General features: G+C 73.2%; 18 protein-coding genes and 1 pseudogene. 4 read left to right on the forward strand and 15 right to left on the reverse strand.

Annotated elements, in window-relative coordinates:
- Positions 1–90 precede the first annotated feature (90 nt).
- A complete protein-coding gene (locus ACQP10_RS24120; protein ID WP_346022567.1) occupies positions 91–918 on the forward strand; it encodes a maleylpyruvate isomerase family mycothiol-dependent enzyme in 828 nt (275 codons plus the stop codon).
- A 74-nt stretch (positions 919–992) separates the two neighbouring features.
- Positions 993–1,634: an MBL fold metallo-hydrolase gene (locus ACQP10_RS24125; RefSeq protein WP_346022568.1), complete on the forward strand. Its 642-nt coding sequence runs from the start codon at positions 993–995 to the stop codon at positions 1,632–1,634.
- A 135-nt stretch (positions 1,635–1,769) separates the two neighbouring features.
- On the opposite strand, the gene pssA is transcribed toward ACQP10_RS24125, so the two are convergent.
- From pssA to ACQP10_RS24190, 13 genes and pseudogenes are all read right to left on the reverse strand, one after another.
- Entirely contained in the window at positions 1,770–2,600 is an 831-nt protein-coding gene (pssA, locus tag ACQP10_RS24130; RefSeq protein ID WP_179827897.1) for a CDP-diacylglycerol--serine O-phosphatidyltransferase, read from the reverse strand.
- Positions 2,587–3,234 carry a phosphatidylserine decarboxylase gene (locus tag ACQP10_RS24135; RefSeq protein WP_179827895.1) on the reverse strand — a complete coding sequence of 216 codons (648 nt, stop codon included), beginning with the start codon at positions 3,232–3,234 and terminating at the stop codon, positions 2,587–2,589. Before ACQP10_RS24135 ends, pssA begins: the two co-directional genes overlap by 14 nt.
- Positions 3,235–3,359: 125 nt before the next feature.
- Entirely contained in the window at positions 3,360–4,352 is a 993-nt protein-coding gene (locus tag ACQP10_RS24140; protein ID WP_433539750.1) for a TerC family protein, read from the reverse strand.
- A gap of 185 nt (positions 4,353–4,537) precedes the next feature.
- Positions 4,538–5,524, reverse strand: a pseudogene (locus ACQP10_RS24145) (glycosyltransferase family 4 protein); the annotation flags it as partial.
- A 174-nt stretch (positions 5,525–5,698) separates the two neighbouring features.
- Entirely contained in the window at positions 5,699–7,441 is a 1,743-nt protein-coding gene (gene murJ / locus ACQP10_RS24150; RefSeq protein WP_433539751.1) for a murein biosynthesis integral membrane protein MurJ, read from the reverse strand.
- On the reverse strand, positions 7,441–8,304 hold the full coding sequence (locus tag ACQP10_RS24155) for a hypothetical protein (protein WP_179827890.1): 864 nt from the start codon (positions 8,302–8,304) through the stop codon (positions 7,441–7,443). Before ACQP10_RS24155 ends, murJ begins: the two co-directional genes overlap by 1 nt.
- A gap of 4 nt (positions 8,305–8,308) precedes the next feature.
- Positions 8,309–9,274 (reverse strand): copper transporter, encoded by a 966-nt coding sequence (locus tag ACQP10_RS24160; RefSeq protein ID WP_433539752.1) that lies wholly within the window; start codon positions 9,272–9,274, stop codon positions 8,309–8,311.
- Positions 9,271–10,485, reverse strand: a complete 1,215-nt coding sequence (steA, locus tag ACQP10_RS24165; protein ID WP_346022574.1) for a putative cytokinetic ring protein SteA — start codon at positions 10,483–10,485, stop codon at positions 9,271–9,273. Before steA ends, ACQP10_RS24160 begins: the two co-directional genes overlap by 4 nt.
- A gap of 119 nt (positions 10,486–10,604) precedes the next feature.
- Positions 10,605–12,320, reverse strand: coding sequence for a DNA repair protein RecN (gene recN / locus ACQP10_RS24170; RefSeq protein WP_399501305.1), 1,716 nt, complete (start codon positions 12,318–12,320; stop codon positions 10,605–10,607).
- Positions 12,321–12,410: 90 nt separating this feature from the next.
- Positions 12,411–13,316, reverse strand: coding sequence for an NAD kinase (locus ACQP10_RS24175; protein ID WP_179827881.1), 906 nt, complete (start codon positions 13,314–13,316; stop codon positions 12,411–12,413).
- Between the two features lie 217 nt (positions 13,317–13,533).
- The gene (locus ACQP10_RS24180; protein ID WP_179827879.1) at positions 13,534–14,352 is read right to left on the reverse strand and encodes a TlyA family RNA methyltransferase; all 819 of its coding nucleotides are present in this window, start codon (positions 14,350–14,352) and stop codon (positions 13,534–13,536) included.
- Positions 14,349–14,537, reverse strand: a complete 189-nt coding sequence (locus tag ACQP10_RS24185) for a hypothetical protein (protein WP_346022576.1) — start codon at positions 14,535–14,537, stop codon at positions 14,349–14,351. The genes ACQP10_RS24180 and ACQP10_RS24185 overlap by 4 nt, the downstream gene beginning before the upstream one ends.
- On the reverse strand, positions 14,534–15,511 hold the full coding sequence (locus ACQP10_RS24190; protein WP_433539753.1) for a hypothetical protein: 978 nt from the start codon (positions 15,509–15,511) through the stop codon (positions 14,534–14,536). Before ACQP10_RS24190 ends, ACQP10_RS24185 begins: the two co-directional genes overlap by 4 nt.
- Before the next feature lie 124 nt (positions 15,512–15,635).
- On the opposite strand from ACQP10_RS24190, the gene ACQP10_RS24195 reads away from it, so the two are divergent.
- Positions 15,636–15,983: an SCP2 sterol-binding domain-containing protein gene (locus ACQP10_RS24195; protein WP_179827872.1), complete on the forward strand. Its 348-nt coding sequence runs from the start codon at positions 15,636–15,638 to the stop codon at positions 15,981–15,983.
- A 319-nt stretch (positions 15,984–16,302) separates the two neighbouring features.
- Here ACQP10_RS24195 and ACQP10_RS24200 read toward each other — a convergent pair whose 3' ends face one another.
- Together ACQP10_RS24200 and ACQP10_RS24205 are read right to left on the reverse strand one after the other, a co-directional pair.
- Positions 16,303–17,322, reverse strand: a complete 1,020-nt coding sequence (locus tag ACQP10_RS24200) for an HAD-IIA family hydrolase (RefSeq protein WP_433539754.1) — start codon at positions 17,320–17,322, stop codon at positions 16,303–16,305.
- 24 nt (positions 17,323–17,346) lie between these two features.
- Positions 17,347–17,796 (reverse strand): tetratricopeptide repeat protein, encoded by a 450-nt coding sequence (locus ACQP10_RS24205; RefSeq protein ID WP_346022579.1) that lies wholly within the window; start codon positions 17,794–17,796, stop codon positions 17,347–17,349.
- Positions 17,797–17,897: 101 nt separating this feature from the next.
- Between ACQP10_RS24205 and ACQP10_RS24210 the strand changes: the two genes are divergently transcribed.
- Complete coding sequence (locus ACQP10_RS24210; protein WP_399501301.1) at positions 17,898–19,187, forward strand: DUF1015 family protein; 1,290 nt, start codon at positions 17,898–17,900, stop codon at positions 19,185–19,187.
- The last annotated feature ends 8 nt before the right edge of the window (positions 19,188–19,195 follow it).

Raw genomic sequence — 19,195 nt, forward strand, 5'->3', positions numbered from 1 at the left:
CGTGCCGCGGGGCCTCCTGATGTCCAACCACGAAGACACGATCGTTTATGCCCTGGCCCGGCGGCCCGCCCAGGTGATGGAGTGTGTGGCATGAACGTCATAGACAGGCTCCTGGCCGAGCTGGACGGCTCCATGGGGCGGCTGCTCTCCACCGTCGCCGGGCTGCCCGACGACGACGTCGCGGAGCCCTCCCGCCTGCCCGGCTGGAGCCGGGGACACGTGCTCGCCCACATATCGCGCAACGCCGACAGCCACGTCAACCTGCTGACCTGGGCCAGGACCGGCGTCGAGACGCCGCAGTACCCCGACGCCGAGACGCGCGAGGCCGGGATCCGGGCGGGGGCCGCGCGGCCCGTCAAGGAGCAGCTGGCCGACCTGGAGGACAGCGCCGCACGGCTGGCGGAGGCGGCGCGGGCCATGCCCGCCGACGGGTGGCGGGCGACGGTCGGCGGCATGCGCGGGCCCGGCCACCCCGCCTGGTACGTCCTCGTCCGGCGGCTGCGGGAGGTCGAGATCCACCACGTGGACCTGGGCGCCGGCTACCGGTGCGCCGACTGGCCGGAGGCGTTCGTCCGCCGGGAGCTGTACGACGCGATGGTGTCGTGGCCGCACGGGCACGGCACGGTCAGCGAGATCGTGGTGGAGGAGGTCAAGGACGGCGACAAGCACCGCCAGGTCTGGCGGGGGCTGGGCTCGGGGCCGGTCGTCCAGGGCGACGCCTGGAGCCTGCTGGGATGGTTGACCGGGCGCGCCTCGGGAACGGGCCTGAGGATAATGCCGGAGGGGACCGCGGGGAACCGGCCCGCCTCGGTGGACGTCGGGCCGCTGCCCGCGCCGCCACCCTGGCTGACCCTGCCCGCGCCCCCGAACCTGCCCGACGCCCCGCCCGAGGAGTACCCGCCGACGACCCCCTCCTGAAAGACGGGGCGCGGAGACGCGCCGGGTTTCCTCCCGGCCCCGAAGGACCGGGTTTCCCACCCTGGAGGTAACTGATGACCTATACCGGTGACGTGCGGGTCGGCGGTCCCGCCGACGTCCGCGAGCTGAGCGCCCTGACGATCTCCAAACTGGCCGTCGGGCCGTACGACAACAACGCGTATCTGGTGCGTTGCAACGAGACCGGCGACGGCGTGCTCATCGACGCCGCCGCGGACGCCGACCGGCTGCTGGCGCTCATCGGCGACCGGCCGATCAGCAAGATCGTGACCACCCACCGGCATCACGACCACTGGCAGGCGCTGGAGCGGGTGGCCGGGGTGACGGGGGCGGCGGTGGTCGCCCATCCGCTCGACGCGCCGGAACTGCCGGTTCCGGTGGAGCAGGAGGTGGAGCACGGCGACGGCGTCACCGTCGGCGTGGTGTCCCTGGACGTGATCCACCTGCGCGGCCACACGCCCGGCTCGATCGCGCTGCACTACCCCGGGCACCTGTTCACCGGCGACTCGCTGTTCCCCGGCGGCGTCGGCAACACCGAGAAGGACCCGAAGCGGTTCGAGCAGCTCTTCACGGACGTGTCGGAGCGGATCTTCAACCGGCTGCCCGACGACACCTGGGTCTACCCGGGCCACGGCAAGGACACCACGCTGGGCGCCGAGCGCCCGTCCCTGCCGGAGTGGCGGGCCCGCGGCTGGTGAGCCTCCGGCGGGTCCGCGCGCCGTACGGCCGGCGCCCGGACCCGCCGCGCGGGACGGTCGCGCACCGTCCGTGAACGGCTGCGCGGGCGCACGGCCCGCCGGGCGGGAGCCCGCGGGGAGCCGTGCGCCCGGCCGTCAGCCGACGCGCTCGGCTTCCTTGCGCTCCTTGCGCTTGGCCCGCTTGAACATCAGCACGCGCAGCGGGATGGCGGCCACGATGGCGATCTGCATGACGGCCCCGACCTTGATCAGCGAATCGCCCCCGGACAGCCCGGCGGCCCATATGGTCAGGCAGGCGACGTTGATCATCATCCAGGCCAGCACGACGGCCGCCAGGTTGCCCTTGGGCTTGGGGTACTCGATCCGGCTGACCATGAGGTAGGCCACGCCCAGGATGGGCACCACCGCCAGCTTCGACGGCGGGAACAGAAGGACGATCGACACCACCGTCATCGCGCCCATGGGGATGGGCAGACCCATGAAGTCGCCGCTCTTGGTCTTGACGCAGGCGAACCTGGCGAGCCGGATGACGCCGGCCAGCAGCACCGACGCCGCGGCCACCATCACCAGCGGGAACGGGGTGGCGGGATTGAAACCCGCCCAGATGACGACCATGAACGCCGGGGCGAAACCGAAGCTGATGACGTCGGCGAGGTTGTCCAGCTCCGCGCCCATGGCCGAGGCGCGGAACTTGCGGGCCACCAGGCCGTCGAACAGGTCGCAGGTGGCGCCGATCAGCAGCAGCACGACGGCGGTGCCGAAGAACCGGGGGTCGGCCTCGAACGGCTTGCCCTCCTGCAGCGCGCGGATGGCCGACCAGGCCAGCACGCACACGGCCAGGAAGCCGCACAGCGCGTTGCCGAGCGACAGGGAGTCGGCGGCCGAGAGCCGGAACGCCTTGCCGACGGGGCCGCGCGGCTCGTCGTCCGTCTCGTCGAGCGGCCAGCCGGCGTCAGCCGTGGTCAAGACCGGTCACCCCCGCGACGGTCTTCTGTCCGACCGACACGGCGGGGGCGATCCCCTCGGGCAGGTAGACGTCCACCCGCGAGCCCAGCCGGATGAGGCCGATCCGCTCGCCCCGCACGACCTTGGCGCCCGCCGCCAGGTAGGGCACGATGCGCCGGGCGACGGCACCGGCGATCTGGACCAGCTCGATGTCGCCGAGTTCGGTGTCCAGGTGCCACACGACGCGCTCGTTGGAGTCACTGTCCTTGTTGAAAGCGGGCAGGAACCCGCCGGGGACGTGCTCGACGGAGGTGACCGTGCCGGCCAGCGGCGCGCGGTTGACGTGCACGTTGAGCGGGCTCATGAAGATGGCCACCCGCGTGCGGCCGTCGGGCCACGGGTCGATGCTCTGCACCACGCCGTCCGCGGGGGACAGGACGCGCGCCGTGCCCGGCACGCGGTCTGGGTCGCGGAAGAACCAGAGCATCCCGCCGGTGAGCGCGGTCAGCGGGAGGGCCGCCAGGGCCCAGCGCCGGTCACGGCGGCTGAGCAGCGAGGTCGCCGTGGCGGCGGCCACGGTCGGGAGAAGCCACGGGGAAACGCCACGAGCCAGTCTGATCCGGCCGGGCTGAGGGCTTGCTGAATCGTGGGACACGGGGAACCTTTGTGATGTATTGCGGCGTTAGACCGGTATGTCTACCTGCTTGAGGCAGGATGCTACCCATCTCATAACCCTTATACGGCGGAACCAGACAAGAAACCGCCTCGGACGCCGATCCTCTAGCCCTGTTCGGCACCCGCGGGGGTGGTCACTTCCCTGTTCTTGCTCTCGTCGCGGCGGGCTTTCACCAGGCTGGCGACGGTGGTGACCGTCATGGTGACGCCGATGACCGCCAGCGAGAGCCAGATCGGCACCTCCGGTGCCCAGGAGACGCCGCTGGAGTGCAGCGCCTCGAGAATCAGCTTAACCCCGATGAAACCAAGGATGAACGCCAGACCGTAGCTGATGTAGACGAGCTTCTGCAGCAGTCCGCCCAGCAGGAAGTAGAGCTGGCGCAGGCCCATCAGTGCGAACACGTTGGCGGTGAAGACGATGAAGGCGTCGGTGGTGAGACCGAAGATCGCCGGGATCGAGTCGAGCGCGAACAGCAGGTCGGTGGTGCCGATGGCGACCATCACGATCAGCATCGGGGTGACCATGCGCTTGCCGCCGATCTTGACGAAGACCCGGGAGCCCACGTAGTCGTCGGTGTGCGGCAGCGCCCGGCGGGCCCAGCGCAGGACCGCGTTCTCGTTGAAGTCGTCCTCGTCCTCGCCGTGCTGGCGGATGAGCTGGACGGCGGTGTAGATGAGGAAGAGGCCGAAGACGTAGAACAGCCAGCTGAAGCTCGACAGCGCGGCGGCGCCCACGGCGATGAAGACGCCTCGCATGACCAGCGCCATCAGGATGCCGACCAGCAGCACCTTGTGCTGGTGGACCTTGGGCACTGCGAAGCGGGTCATGATGATGTAGAAGATGAACAGGTTGTCGACGCTCAGGCTGTACTCGGTGATGTAGCCGGCGACGAACTGCGCCGCGGAGGTCGCCCCGCTGGTGATCCACAGCACGACGGCGAAGATGACGGCGAGCGTGACGTAGAAGCCGACCCACGCCCCCGCCTGCTTCATGGAGAACTCGCGGGGCTCGCCCCGGTCGACGATCCACAGATCGAGGGCGAGGACCACGAAAAGGCCGCCGATGACGGCGATCCAAGCCCAGACAGGAACGATCACGGTTGGTAACCTCCGGCGGCGCGCACGACTGACTGCCGGAGGTCTCTCCCGCCCGCGGAAGAACGCGGACCGACAGCCCCGGGGGCCCCATGGAGCGGGGCGGCACCGTGATGACGAGACTGTCGCGAAGGGATACTCCCCCCCTAACCAAGCCAGTATAGGTGGGTGGCTTGGAACCGCCTAATTCAACGATCAGGCGTGGTCGGTTGTTCCAACCCTCCGCCTCCCCCGGACAGCGTCCGGTAAACCGCCAGCACGGCCTCCAACGCCTCCCGGCGGCCGGGCAGCGCGCGCCCCCTCAGGACCGCCGCCCGCCCCAGGTCCCGGGCGAGCCCGTCGTCGGCCAGCACCCGGGCCACCGCCTCGCGCATGGCGCCCGCGTCGCCGTACGGCACCAGCAGCCCGGCCTCCCCCACCATGGCGGGCAGGCCGCCCACGGCGGTGGCCACGACGGGCACCCCGGCCCGCAGCGCCTCCTGGACGGTGAGCGGCTGCCCCTCCCATCGGCTCGGCACCAGCAGCGCCCTGGCGACGGTGAGGAGGTCCGCGACGTCGCCGCGGTCGCCCAGCAGCCGCACCGGCAGCCCCTCGCGGTCGATCCGCTCCCGCAGCGGCCCGCGCAGCGGCCCCTCACCGGCCACCAGGAAAACCGGCCCCCGCTCCTCCCCCGCTGCCGGGGACTCCGGTCCCCGCTCCTCTCCCGCGCCGGGAGCGAAGGCGGCGGCGACGTCGAGCAGCGTCTCCAGGCCCTTCTGCTGGGCGAGTCTGGCGACCGTCAGCAGGACCGGGCGCTCGCCCACGCCGAGCTCCGCCCGCATCCGCGCGGGCGGGCGCCCGGACGGGGCCAGCGGGGGCGCCGGGACCACCGCGGCCGCGACGTGCCTCGCCCCGAGCCGGCGCATCCGCTCTCCCAGGTCGGCGGAGACCACCAGGACGCGGTCGGCCCGGCGGGCCACGATCCGCTCCAGAGCGGCGTGAACCGCGCCGATCGCGCCGCCGGTGGTGGCGGCGTTGTGCAGCGTCACCACCAGGGGCGTGCCGGTCCCGGCCAGCGCGAGCGCGGCCAGCGCCCCGGCGCGCAGCCCGTGGGCGTGCACGACGTCGGCGCCGCGCAGCGCCCGCAGCCGGCGCAGCGCCTGGAGGTCCCCCGGGGACGGGGCCGGTCCGAGATCGGCACGGGCGCGAACCGCGCCCCGAGGCGGCCGAACCCGAAGCTCTCCCCGGTGGCCGGCGGGCCCGCCACGACCACCCGCACTCCCCGCTCCGCCAGCCCGCCGGCCAGCATCGCGACGTGCCGCCCGACCCCGCCCGCGCTGGTCCCCAGCACGAACGCCACCCGCGCCGCCTCAGCCATCGGAACATCCCCCTCCCGTGACGCCGCCCGCGCCGTCTCGGCCATCGGAGCGTCTCCCTCCTGTGGCGGACATCCCCTTGTCTCCGCCGGGGCCGCCGGACCCGGTGATCCTGCCCAGCCCGCCGAACCTGCCGAGCAGCGCCCGGGCGTCCGGCCCGTCGACCACCACGGCCACGACCGCGAACGCCGCCGCACCCGCCAGGGCGGCCACCACCCCGGCGACCACGCTCGTCCACGTCGACGTGCCCGTCAGGGCGTCCGCGACGACCAGCCCGGCGCCGTAGGCGGCGGCCCCGCCGAGCACCGCGGCGAGCAGTGCCCGCCCCGTCCCGGCCAGCGCCCCGGCCCCCGCGCCCCGGCGTACGGCCAGCGCCAGCAGCGCCCCGCCGGCCGTCACACCGGCGGTGCTGCCCAGCGCCAGCCGTCCCACCACCTGCGAGGGGTCGTCCGCGGCGGCGCGGGCCAGCACGACCTGCGCGGCCAGCGCGACCGCCCACCCGGCGACCGAGGCGAGCGCCGCCGCCCTTCCCTCGCCGCGGGCGTACAGCACCCGCGCGAGGTGGAACATCAGGCCGTAGCCCACCAGGCCGAGCGCGAAGAACGCGACCGCGCGGGCCATCGCCGGGGGGTCGCCGCCCTCGGTGCCCGCCACGAAGACCCGCGCCACGGGCGTGGCGACCGCCGCCATCACCCCGGCCGACAGCCCCGTCACCAGCAGCACCACCCGCGTGGTGGACGACGCGAGGTCGTCGAACCCGGTCCGGTCGCCGTCGGCCGCCCGGGTGGACAGCAGCGGGAACGAACTGGTGGCCACCGGCACCACGAACACCGCGAAGGGCAGCTGGAACAGCGCCCAGGCGTAGGTGTAGACGCCCACCACGCCCTCCCCGCCGAGGTCGTTGGCCAGCCGGACCACGACCGTCAGCGTGACCTGCTGGGCGACCAGCACGGCCAGGTTCGCGACCGCCAGGCGCCGGGCGCGGGCCGCCACCCCGGGCGGGAACGACAGTGAGGGCCGCAGCCGCAGCCCGAGCCGCGCCGCCGGGCCGAGCACGGTCAGCACCATCGCCGCGGCCGCGACGGTCGCGCCCACGGACAGCGTCAGGCTCCCGGCCGGGGTCAGGCGCGACAGGTCACCGGCGGCGTCGCCGTTCACCGCCTCGAACGCCACGAGGGAGGCGACCACGACCAGGCTGGAGACCAGCGGCGCCAGTGCGGGCCCCATGAACCGCCGGTGGGCCTGCAGCGCGCCGTACAGGACCACGGCGAGCCCGAAGAAGATCATGCGGGGGGCGAAGACGACGAGCATGTCCGTCCCGGCCGTGACGACCTGCGACAGGTCGCACTCCCTGGCGTCGCCGCTCAGCAGCGAGACGATCGGCCCGGCCAGGACCGCGATGAGCAGGGTCAGCGGCACCAGGACCAGCATCGTCCAGGTGAGCAGCGCCGAGGTGATCCGGCCGGCCTCCTCCCGGGCAGCGGGATCGTCGCCGGACCGGGAGGCGGCCGAGGCCAGCACCGGGACCACCATCCCGGCCAGCGCGCCACCGGCCACCAGCTCGAAGACGATGTTGGGGACGTAGTTGGCGGTGTTGTAGACGGTGCTCAGGCAGGAGTTGGCGACGGTGTGCGACTGGACCCAGTACCGGCCGAACCCGATGATCCGGGCGGCCATGGTGACGATCCCGATGAGGAGCGCCGCGCCCGCGACGCCCTGCCCGATCTTCCTTCGCATCAGCCGGCGGGCGCCTGCTCCGGGGGACGGCGGCCGAGCATGTCGATGCGGTTGAGCACCGGGTTGCCGGCGATGACCTTGGTGAAGCTGACCTTCTCCGAGGCGGCGGTCAGCGCGGCCACGGTGCCGAGCGCGGCCAGACGACCGGGACGCCCCAGGGTGACGGCGGCGGCCAGGCCGAGCAGCGCGCCCAGCGCGTTGGCCCCGGCGTCGCCCAGCATCGCCCGCTCGCCCAGGTCCTCGGGCAGCAGGGCGGCCGAGGCGCCGAGCGGCAGCGCGGCCAGGGCCGCGGCCACCGGGTCGCCGCGGCGCAGGCCCGCGGCGAGCAGCGGCGCGCCGGCGAGCAGGCCGACCTTGATGGCGCGGCCCGGGCGCAGGTCGAACAGGTTGGCCAGGTTGGCGGCACCCGCGACCAGCATGCCGTCGATCACCGCGTCGGCGGGCCGACGCGCGGTCAGCGCGGCCGCGGCCAGCCCGGTCAGGCCGATCCCGGCGATCTTCACCGCGCCGCTGGTGACCTCGCCCTTGGCCAGCGCGCCCAGGTGGCCCCGGAACCCCTTGGAGGCCGTCACGCCGTACAGGTCGTCGTAGGCGCCCAGGCCGCCGGCGCCGGCCGCGGCCAGCAGCGCGGCCGCGCGGACCCGGGCGGGCAGGCCGGGGACCGCCGCGGCGGCGACACCCGCGCCCGCGACGAACGCCGGGCCCTCCAGAAGCGTGATGGGCTCGCCCCGGTGGTTGGTGCGGCTCCAGGTCTCGGCGTCGCCGACCGGCGGCCTGCGGGTGAAGGCCGCGTACGCGGCGCGGGCCGCGGCCGCGCCGAGGAGCGCGCCGGCCAGGGCGGCGGTGAGAGCGCGACGAGCCATCGGGTCATCCTCCGGAGGTGGCCGTGGGGGCCGGCGACGCGCTGGGCTCGACACCCGAGACGCCCGGGCCGATGCCGTACTGGCCGGTGGCCCCGGACAGTTGCTCCCGCAGAGCGTAGACCACCACGACCCGCCCCATGGGCTTATCGGCGTTGTCGACGGTGGAGACCTTCTCGGCGGCGGCGGTGTCGTCACGCAGCGCCGCGACGACGCCACCCGTCGTGGCGGAGGACGGCCCGCCGGCCACGACGACGCCCCGGCCGGTCTCGTCCAGGCCCAGCGCCATCGACACGAGCGCGTTCGCCTGCTGGGCCGCGCCCTCCCCGGTGTACGGCTCGGCCGGGGCGATCAGCACGGCCAGGGCGGCGCGCTTGGCCGGCTCGCCGGTGACGGTGAGCAGCCCGCCGGCCTCGAAGGCGTCCAGGACCCCGGCGGCCACCGGGTTCTCCTTGCCGATCTGGGCCGGGTCGTCGGTCACGATCGCGTCGGCGAGCGCGGTCGCCACCTTCCGGTACGGCGTGGCGTCCGCGGGGAAGGTCATGTCGGCCGGCTTGGCCTCGTCGGCGAGCTTCTCGATGAGGGGCGCCTGGGCCGCGTCGACGTAGCTCTCGTCGAGGACGACCCGGCCGGTCACCGTGGCCCCCGCCTTGACGAGGAGGTCCTGGACCCCTTCGCGCACGGCGTTCGTGACGCCGGGGGCCTCGACGATGACGACGCTCTCCGTGGCGAGGGCGTTCTGCACCAGGCGGGGGGCCGCGTCGGTGACGAAGGCGTCGTTGGCCGCCTCGCGCTTCTGCACGGCCTCCAGCTGGTCGCGGTAGTCCTCGTTGCTCACTCGGAGCTGGTTGGCGAAGATCTCCGTCGCCTTGATGGCGGGGTCCTCCAGGAAGCTGGTGCCGAGCACGATGCCGACCGACAGCGCCAGGAAGATCGCGACGATGGAGACGAGGTGATAGCGGAAATCGATCACGAGAAGAGCCCGACCAACCAGAAGATGAAGCCGTTCCAGATGTCGCGGACGCTGTCCAGCCAGATCTTGCCCACCGGGGAGACGATGATCGCCACCCCCATGGTGATCAGCGTGGTGGCCACGAGCAGGAGCAGTGACGAGGTGGAGATCCGGCTGCGGTACAGCCGGCTGACGCCCTTGGCGTCGACGAGCTTGCTGCCCACCCGCAGGCGGGTGAGGAAGGTGCTGGCCATGCCGGCGCGTCCCTTGTCGAGGAACTCCACCAGCGTCGCGTGGGTGCCGACGGCGACGATCAGGTCGGCGCCCTTGTCGTCGGCGAGCAGCATGGCGATGTCCTCGCTGGTGCCGACGGCGGGGAAGACGACGGCGTCGCGGCCGAGCCGCTGGATCCGCTCCAGGCCCGGCGCGCGGCCGTCCCGGTAGGCGTGCACGACCAGCTCGGCGCCGCAGGTGAGGGCCTTGTCCGAGACCGAGTCGAAGTCGCCGACGATGACGTCGGGGAGGTAACCGGCCTCGATGAGCGCGTCGGCTCCGCCGTCCACCCCGATCATGACGGGGCGGTACTCACGGATGTAGGGGCGCAGGACGGCGATGTCCTCCTTGTAGTGGTAACCGCGCACCACGATGAGGACGTGCCTGCCGTCCATGGAGGTGTGGACGTCGTCGGGCACGCCGACGCCGTCGATGAGGAGGTCGCGCTCACGCTGGATGTACTCCATCGTGTTGGTGGCGAACGCCTCGATCTGCGTGGTCAGCCCGGCCCGCGCCTCGGCCATGGCGGCCTCGACGGACTCGGCCGTCTGCACCTCGCCCTTGCCGACGATCTCGTCGTCGAGGTAGACGACGCCGTCGTGCAGCCGGACCAGGTCACCGTCGGAGATCCGGTCGAACAGCTCGGGGCCGGCGTTGTCGACGAACGGCACGCCGGCCTCGACGATGATCTGCGGGCCGAGATTGGGATAGCGCCCGCTGATGCCCGCGGCGACGTTGATCACGCCCGCCGCGCCGCACGCGACAAGCGCCTCCGCGCTCACCCGGTCGACGTCGACGTGGTCGATGATCGCGATCTCCCCGGGGCGGAGGCGCTTGGTGAGCCTCTTCGTCCGCCGGTCGATCCGCGCCACGGCCGTCACCCCGGGAAGGTCCGAGACCTTCCTGTGGCGGAGGTAACCGGTGAGCCTGCGTCGAGGCCCGTCAATCGGCACCTTCATCGGAACCATCCTGCCAGAGGCGACGACCGGGTGAGCCGGGCAGCCTGATGCCCGCCGGGTTCCTCACTGGGAATCACCGGCGTCCGGTTACTCCCCTGAATAGGCGTGGACAGTCCTCCTCAACCCCTTTTGTCGGCGGCGGCGATCGCCAGCAGTTCCTCGGCGTGCGCGCGGCCCAGCTCGGAGTCCTCCAGCCCGGCGAGCATGCGCGCCAGCTCCCGCGTCCGGCCGTCCCGGTCGAGCGCCACCACGCCGCTGCGCACCACGCTGCCGTCGCCCGCCTTCTCCACCACCAGGTGCTGGTCGGCGAACGCCGCGACCTGCGGCAGGTGTGTGACCACTATCACCTGGGCGGTGCGGGCCAGACGGGCAAGGCGGCGGCCGATCTCCACCGCCGCCTTGCCGCCCACGCCCGCGTCGACCTCGTCGAAGACGAACGTCGGCACCGGGTCGGCACCGGCGAAGACCACCTCGATGGCGAGCATCACCCGGCTCAGCTCACCGCCGGAGGCCCCCTTGTTCAGCGGCAGGGGCGGCGAGGCCGGATGCGGGGACATCCGCAGCTCCACCTCGTCCAGGCCGTGCGGGCCGAACTCGGCGGCGGGCGTGATGACGACCACCACCCGGGCGTGCGGCATGGCCAGCGCGGTGAGCTCCTCGGTCACCGCCTGCCCGAACCGCTCGGCGGCGGCGGTGCGGATCCGGGTCAGCTCGGCCGCGAACCCGGTGAGGCGGCCGGTGAGCTCCTCCTGCTCGCGGGCGAGCTCGGCGATCCGCTCATCGTCCCCCTCCAGCTCGGTGACGCGCCGCGCGGCCTGCTCCGCCCAGGCCAGCACGGCCCGGGTGTCCTCGCCGTACTTGCGCACCAGGTGGGTCAGCACCGCCTGGCGCTCCTGAACCATCGCGAGGCGGGCCGGGTCGGCCTCGACCGACTCGGCGTAGGCGGCCAGCTCGGTGGCGACGTCGGAGATGAGGTAGCCGGCCTCGGCCAGCCGGTCGGCGATCCCGGCCAGCGCCGGATCGAAGTCGCGGACCGCCTCGACGGCCGAGCGGGCCTGCCCGACCAGCGTGACGGCGTCCTGGAGGTCCTGGTCACCGGCCATCGGGTCACCGAGCAGCGCCCGGTGCGCGGTCTCGGCCGCGCTGCGGAGCGAGTCGGCGTGGGAGAGCCGCTCCTCCTCCTCGCGCAGCTCGGTCTCCTCGCCCGGCCTGGGCTCGGCCCGCCCGACCTCCTCCAGCCCGAACCGGAGCATGTCGGCCTCCTGGGCGCGCTCCCGGGCCCGGGCCGTGATCTCGGCCAGCTCCTCGGTCACCTGCCTGTGGCGCCGGTAGGCCTGCTCGTAGGCGCGCAGCGGCTTGACCAGCTCCTCGCCGGCATAACGGTCGAGGGCCGCGCGCTGGCGGCCGGACTGCAACAGCCGCTGCTGGTCCATCTGGCCGTGGACGGCCACGAGGTCCTCGGCGAGGTAGGTCAGAGTGCCCACCGGCACGGTGCGCCCGCCCAGCCAGGCCCGGCTGCGGCCCTCGGCCGAGACGGTGCGCGAGATGATCAGCTCGCCGCCCTCGACGTCTCCCCCGAGATCCTGCACCTGCTGGGCCACCCGGCCCGCCGGGTTCACCACGAGGGTGCCCTCGACGGTCGCCTTGTCGGAGCCCGGACGGACGCGGGCCGGGTCGGCCCGGCCGCCGAACAGCAGCCCCAGACCTGTCACCACCATCGTCTTGCCCGCGCCGGTCTCGCCCGTGAGCACGGTGAATCCCGGCGACAGCGCCAGGACGGCCTCGTCGATCACGCCGAGCCCTTGGATGCGGACCTCCTCGACCCTGGGTCGCACTGGTCCCTCCCGTCACATCGAATTCACCGAACATCAGTGCGGTGCGCGGGCACGATCCTACGCGCTCGGCACCACGATCGCCGGGATGATCTACGACCGCGCCCGGCCGCGCCAGCCCTGCACAGGAAGGCCGAACTTGGCGACCAGCCTGTCGGTGAACGGCGCCCCGGTGTCCTCCAGACCGTGCAGCCGAGCCAGCCGTACCGGCACCTCGGCCCGGCGCACCTCGACCCGTGCCCCGGCGGGCAGGTCGAAGCGGCGGCGGCCGTCGCACCACAGCACGGCTCCGGCGGTCTCCGGCTGGACCTCCAGCGCCAGCCGGGAGCGCGGGGAGACCACCAGCGGCCGGGCGAACAGCGCGTGGGCGCTGATCGGCACCAGCAGCAGCGCCTCCACCTCCGGCCACACCACCGGGCCACCGGCCGAGAAAGCATACGCGGTCGAACCGGTGGGGGTGGCGCAGATGACCCCGTCACACCCCCATCGTGACAGAGGCCGCCCGTCGACCTCGGCGACCACCTCCAGCATCCGGTCGTTCTTCTCCACGGTCGCCTCGTTGAGCGCCCAGGTGTCGGCCAGCAGCCGCCCGTTGAGGCGGGCGGTGACCTCGACGGCCATCCGCTCCTCCACGTCGTAGCGGCCCCGGACCACGCAGTCCACCGCGACCGCCAGGTCCTCCACCTCCGCCTCCGCGAGGAACCCGACGTGCCCGAGGTTGACCCCCAGCAGCGGCACCCCGGCCGGACGGGCGAGCTCGGCGGCCCGCAGCAGGCTGCCGTCGCCGCCGAGCACGATCATCATCTCGGCGTCCTGGACGGCCATGGCGGTGGCCGGCACCACGTCGGCGCCCGCGCACGCGACGGCCTCGGCCTCGGAGCCGAGGACGCGCACCGCCACCCCCGCCTCCAGCAGCCGCCCGATCACCAGCCGGGCGCTCTCGACGGCCGCCTGCCGCCCGGTGTGGGCCGTTACCAGCACGGTGCGCTTGGTTGTCATGTCTCCACTCTTTCGGGGGTGAGCACCGGCGTCTTCGACCCGTCCGCCGGTGAGGCCATGCCGCCGCACGGCCCCGCGCCGGGGGACGACCCCGGTACGGTGAACGGTCCCGTGCCGGCGGGCGGTTCCGGGCCGTGGCGGGATCCCGACCTCGGTGGTCGCGACCGCCCGTGCCGCGGATCCCCGCCGCCCCGCGGCGAAGATCCACGAGCAGACCTTAGCGGGGCCCTTCCGCCACCGCGCGCCCGATCTCCGCCTCGACGTCGGCGACCGGCGGCGCGCCCTCTCCCTTGCCCAGCCAGATGACGTACTCGACGTTGCCGGACGGGCCGGGCAGCGGGCTCGCGGTGACGCCGCGCACGACGAGACCGAGCCCCCGGGCGGCCTCGGCGACATCCTGTACGGCCTGCGCCCGCAGGGCGGGGTCCCGGACGACGCCGCCGGCGCCGACCCGCTCCCTGCCCACCTCGAACTGGGGCTTGACCAGCATCGCGAAGTCGGCCCGCCCGGCGGCGCAGCGGGTAAGGGCCGGCAGCACCAGGCGCAGCGAGATGAAGGACAGGTCGCCCACGACCAGGGTGGGGGCCTCCCCCACCATGTCGGGCGTCAGGTCCCTGACGTTGACCCGCTCCATGACCGTGACCCGCTCGTCGGTCCGCAGCGACCAGGCGAGCTGGCCGTATCCGACGTCCACCGCCAGCACGTGCGCCGCGCCGTTGCGCAGCAGCACGTCGGTGAAGCCCCCGGTCGAGGCCCCGGCGTCCAGGCAGCGCCGTCCGGTGACGGTCAGGCCGCGGGGCCCGAACGCCTCCAGCGCGCCCAGCAGCTTGTGCGCCCCCCGCGAGACGTAGTCGACGCCGCCGGGGGCCTCGGCCACCACGATCGCCGCGGCGGTGTCCACCTGGGTCGCGGCCTTGGCGGCCACCCGGCCGCCGACGGTGACCCGGCCCTCCTCGATCAGCTGGGCCGCCTGCTCCCTGGACCTGGCCAGCCGGCGGCGGACGAGCTCGCTGTCGAGGCGTGCCCGCCGGCTCACCGCTGCCGGTCCGCGGTGTCGTCCGCCGAGGCGAGCACCCCCTCCAGCCCGGCGAACACCTCCTCGAACACGCCCACGTGCGCCGAGACGGGCACCTCGCCGAGCCGGGTCAGCCCGTTCAGCACGGCGTCGACCCGCTCTTCGCCGGTCTCTTCGTCGCCGGTCTCTTCGGGCAGGTAGGTCATCCGTCCCCTCCGGAGGTGTTCTTCGCCGTCCTGTTCGCCGCACGGGCGCGGGACGCCGCGCCCGTGGACGCCTTGACCGTATCGGACGCCGCGGCGCGCGTCGTCCCGGCCGTACGGCCCGCCTTCCCCGCGGTCCTCCCGGCGGCTTTCTGCGCGGCCTTCCCGGCGGCCTTCCCGCTCCTGCCCGCGTCCTCCTCCAGCTTCTCCGCGGTCCCGCCGGCGGTCTTCTCAGTGGTCCCGCCGGTGGTCTTCTCCTCGGTCTTCTCCTTGGTCTTCGCGGTGGCCCTCCCAGCGGCCTTCCCGGTCTTCGCCGCCGCCTTTCCCGCGGTCTTCGCCGTACTCGCCGTGTCCTTCCCCGTCTCCTCAGCCGCCTTCGCGGTCGACCTCCTTGTCTTCGCGGCGGCCTTCCCCGCGGTCTCCTCCGGCTCGCCTGCCTTCCCGGCGGCCTCCTCCGGCTTCTCCTCCGCCTTCGCCTTGCCGGCGGCCTTCGTGGTCTTCGCCGCCCCCGTCTTCGCGGCGGCCTTCCCCGCGGCCTCCTCCGGCTTGCCCGCCTTCGCGGCGGCCTTGGCCGGCTTCTCCGCGGTCTTGGCCGGCTTCTTCGCGGTCTTCGCGGTGGTACGGCTCCGTGTGGCGCGCGGTGTGGCAGAGGTCTCGGATTCGGCCAGCCGGGCCTCCAGCTCGGCCACGCGCGTCCGCAGCCGGTCGATCTCCTCGATCTCTCTCGCGTGCGCCTGGTCGAACGCGTCGACCAGGCGGTTCACCTCGTTCTGAATGATCTCATCGAGCTGGTGCCGGCTCTCCTGCCCCGCCGTGACCAGCTCCCTGGCCATCTCGTCGATCTGGTCGGACGCCTGCGGTGACTCCGCCTCCCTCAGGCCGAACAGGTCACGGACCACCTCCCGCGCCCTGGCCGTCGTCATCTCGGTGAGGCCGGTGGCCCCCTGCAGGTATCCGCGCAGTGCATCGAACACCATGGCGATGCCTCCCCCCTCCGGCGAACCCCCGCACGCCGGATCGCACATTATGTTCATGTGGAACGCTACCGTCCGTACGTCAAAGGATCCGGAAGCGTCCGGAAAGAGAAAGGAGCGTCGCGCGATGGCGACCGTCGACGAGTGCCGGGTGGCACTGCGCAGACTCGGCGAGCAGTTCGACGAGGTTGACCAGGCGAGCCGCGCCAAGCACGTGGTCGAGCGCAGCATCAGCTGCCACATCAGCGATCTCAGCGTCACCTTCTACGGCCGCATCCACCACGGCGGGCTGGGCCCCTTCGAGGAGCGGCCCCCCACCGACGGCAGACCCGCCGACGTGAAACTGACCATCGGCAGTGACGATCTGGTCTCCCTGGTCAACGGGGAGCTGGACATGGGACGCGCGCTGTTCGGCGGCAAAGTGAAGATCGACGCGAGCTTCGGCGACCTCCTCCGGCTGCGCAAGCTCCTCTGACCTCCGGGACCCGCCGCCTCCCCGGTTTCCCCGGCTTCCCGACCCCTCCGAGCCCGCGGGACCCGGGAAGCCCGGCGGGCGGGTCCGCCGACCGGTTCCCCACCCGGACCGGTTCCCACCCGGACCGGTTCCCTCCCGTACCGGCTCCTCACCCGGACCGATTCCTCATCGCCTGTACCGATTCCTCATCGCCTGTACCGGCTCCTCGCCCAGGCCGGCTGCTCACCGCCCGGACCGGCTTCTCACCCACACCGGTTACTCACCGCCCGGACCGGTTCGTCCTGCTCTGGGCGGCCCGTCCTCGCTCCGGGTGACCGGATCACGGACGGCGGACACCTTCCCCGGGTAGCCAGGAGTCCAGTGCGGCCTTCACGGCGTCCTCGTCCGCCCTTCCCTCACCGGCCGCCTCCCATGTCGCGGCGCAGGCCGCGCGGAGACCGTCGATCGCCTCCCCATGGCCGTCGAGGCGCAGCCGACCGCCGTCCCAGCGTGCGCTCCACCCCTCGCAGGCCCACCCGTCCCCGGACCGCAGCGCCGCGGGGTAGGGGCGGTGCAGCGCCGACAGGTCCGCGGCGACATAGGCGGGCCGCCGGTGGGGACCCGCTGTCAGCAGGTCGAGCGGCCCGGTCACGCCGGTCAGCACCAGCAGGGCGTCCACCCCCGCGTTCGTCGCCCCCTCGATGTCGGTGTCGAGCCGGTCACCGACCACCAGGGGCCGCCGGGAACCGGTACGCAGCATCGACTCCCGGTGCAGGGGCGGCTCCGGCTTCCCCGCCACGACGGGCTCCACCCCGGTCGCCGTGGCGATCACCCGGGCCATCGCCCCGTTGCCCGGCAGTTCCCCCCGGCCGGACGGCATCGTGGTGTCGGCGTTGGCCGCCACGAACAGGGCGCCCCGCCGTACGGCCAGCGTGCCCTCGCAGAGCAGGCCGTAGGAGAGATCGGGCGCGATGCCCTGTACGACCGCGGCGGGCTCCTCCGCCGCGGTGCTCACCGGGCGCAGACCGTGCGCGCGCAGGGCACTGCGCAGCCCCATCCCCCCGACCACCAGCACCGCCGAACCGGGCTCGACCCGTTCGGCCACCAGCCGTGCGGCGGCCTGGGCCGAGGTGACGACGTCCTCGGCACGCGCCGGGGCGCCGAGCGCGCTCAGGTGCTCGGCGATCGCCCCGGGAGTGCGTGAGGCGTTGTTGGTGACGTAGGCGAGCCGTACTCCTCCCTCCGCCGCCCGACACAACGCCTCCGGAGCCCCTGGAACGGGGTCGCGGCCCAGATAGACCACGCCGTCGAGATCGAGGAGGAGGGTGTCGTAGGGATCGATGAGCGTGTTGGAATCCACCGCCCTATTCCATCACCCCGTGTGTCACGCCTGACGGGCGCGGAGGGTCGCGCGGACGCTCCGCAGCGCCGACACGTAATGACGCTGGTCGGGGCGCATCGCGACGGCGATGGCCAGGGGCTCCTGCGCCGCCTCCATGTCCCCGGTGCGCCACAGGGCGAGCCCCAGGCCGAAGTAGGCGTAGTCCTCGGCCGGGTTGGCGTCGATGATCCAGCGGAAACTGTCGACGGCGTCGGCGTACTGCCGCGAGTTGAACTGGGCCCGGGCGAGGCCCTCCCTGATGCTGCGAGACTCCGGTTCGGCGTCGGCGGCCCGCTCCAGCAGCGAGGCGGCGGCGGCCGGACTGCCCTCGGCCAGAAGCCTCATTCCGCGTTGAAACCAGTCATAGACGTCCCCGACGGGAGCGCCCGCCTCTGGATCGGGGGAATCAGGCGAATCGCTGCGTCCTTGGACCATATGTGAGGCCTCCTTCATCGACAGATGACGTATCTGACCGATTCCCTGACAACCCGGGCACCACCGCGCCCTCAAGACGGACCCCGAGCCTTACAGACCTTTATGACAACATGCCCTCTATGGCGAATCCTGAACTGCCGGTGCCTGGCGGGCTGGTGCTACGCCCGTTTCGCGGCGTGCGATTCGCGGTCGGCGATCTGGCCGAGGTGATCTCTCCGCCCTATGACCTCATCACCGAGGTCGGCGCACGGGACCTGCTCGACACACACCCCAACAACGTGGTGCGGCTCATCCTTCCCGGCGGCGACCGCCACCGCTACGCCGAAGCCCGCGAGACCCTCCGGACCTGGCTCTCCTCCGGCGTGCTGGTGGCCGACGAGTCACCCGCCGTGTACGTCTACGAGCAGATCGGCCCCGGGATCCTGCAGCGGGGACTCATCGGGGATGTGGGCCTGGCCGGCCCCGAGGAGCAGATCATCCTGCCGCACGAGGACGTCATGCCGGGGCCCGTCGCCGACCGCCTGGCCCTGATGCGCACGACCGAGGCCAACCTTGAGCCCATCTTCCTTCTCTACGATGGCGACGGCGGGGCGGCCACCAGGCTCGTGGACGAGATCGCCACCTCACGGGCGCCCCTGACCGAGGCGACGACCGACGACATGGTGCGGCACCGGCTCTGGGCCATCACCGCCCCCGACGAGATCGCGCTGCTCAACGAGGACCTGCGTCCCCGCAGGGCGCTGATCGCCGACGGGCACCACCGCTACGCCACGTATCTCGCCCTCCAGCGGGAGCACCACGCCGCGGCCGAAGCCGCCGCGCCGGGGCGGCCGCCGAAGCCGGGGGCCCGGGATTTCGGCCTGGCGCTCCTGGTGGACTCCACCGCCTACCCGCCCGATATCAAGGCCATCCACCGGGTGATACCAAGACTGCCGCTCGACGAGGCGCTCGCCCGGGCCGGGGAAGCCTGGAGGATCCGGGAGTACGGATCCCTCCGCGAGGGGCTCGCCGCGCTGGCGGCCGCGGTGGAGCCGGCCTACCTGCTGTCGGCCGGGGGCGCCGCTCACCTCCTCACCGATCCCGGCCGGGAACGGCTGGAGCGGGCCATGCCCGAGGCCCGGTCGGCCCGGTGGAGGTCCCTGAACACCTCGGTCCTCGCCGAGTTCCTGCTCCCCGAGATCTGGGGGATGCCCGACGACGAGCGGTCCGTGCGCGTCGTGCACCACGACGCGGAGGCCGCCGTACGGCTCGCCCGGGAGTCGGGGGGGACCGCCGTGCTCATGAACCCCCTGGAGGTCGACGACGTGCTCGCCGTCGCGTCCCACCGGGAACGGGTGCCGCGCAAGTCCACTTCTTTCGGCCCCAAACCCCGCACGGGACTGGTCCTGCGGATGTTCGATCTCGACTGACCACCGTA

The sequence above is a fragment of the Streptosporangium sandarakinum genome (assembly GCF_050942225.1).
GTDB classification, from domain to species: domain Bacteria; phylum Actinomycetota; class Actinomycetes; order Streptosporangiales; family Streptosporangiaceae; genus Streptosporangium; species Streptosporangium nondiastaticum.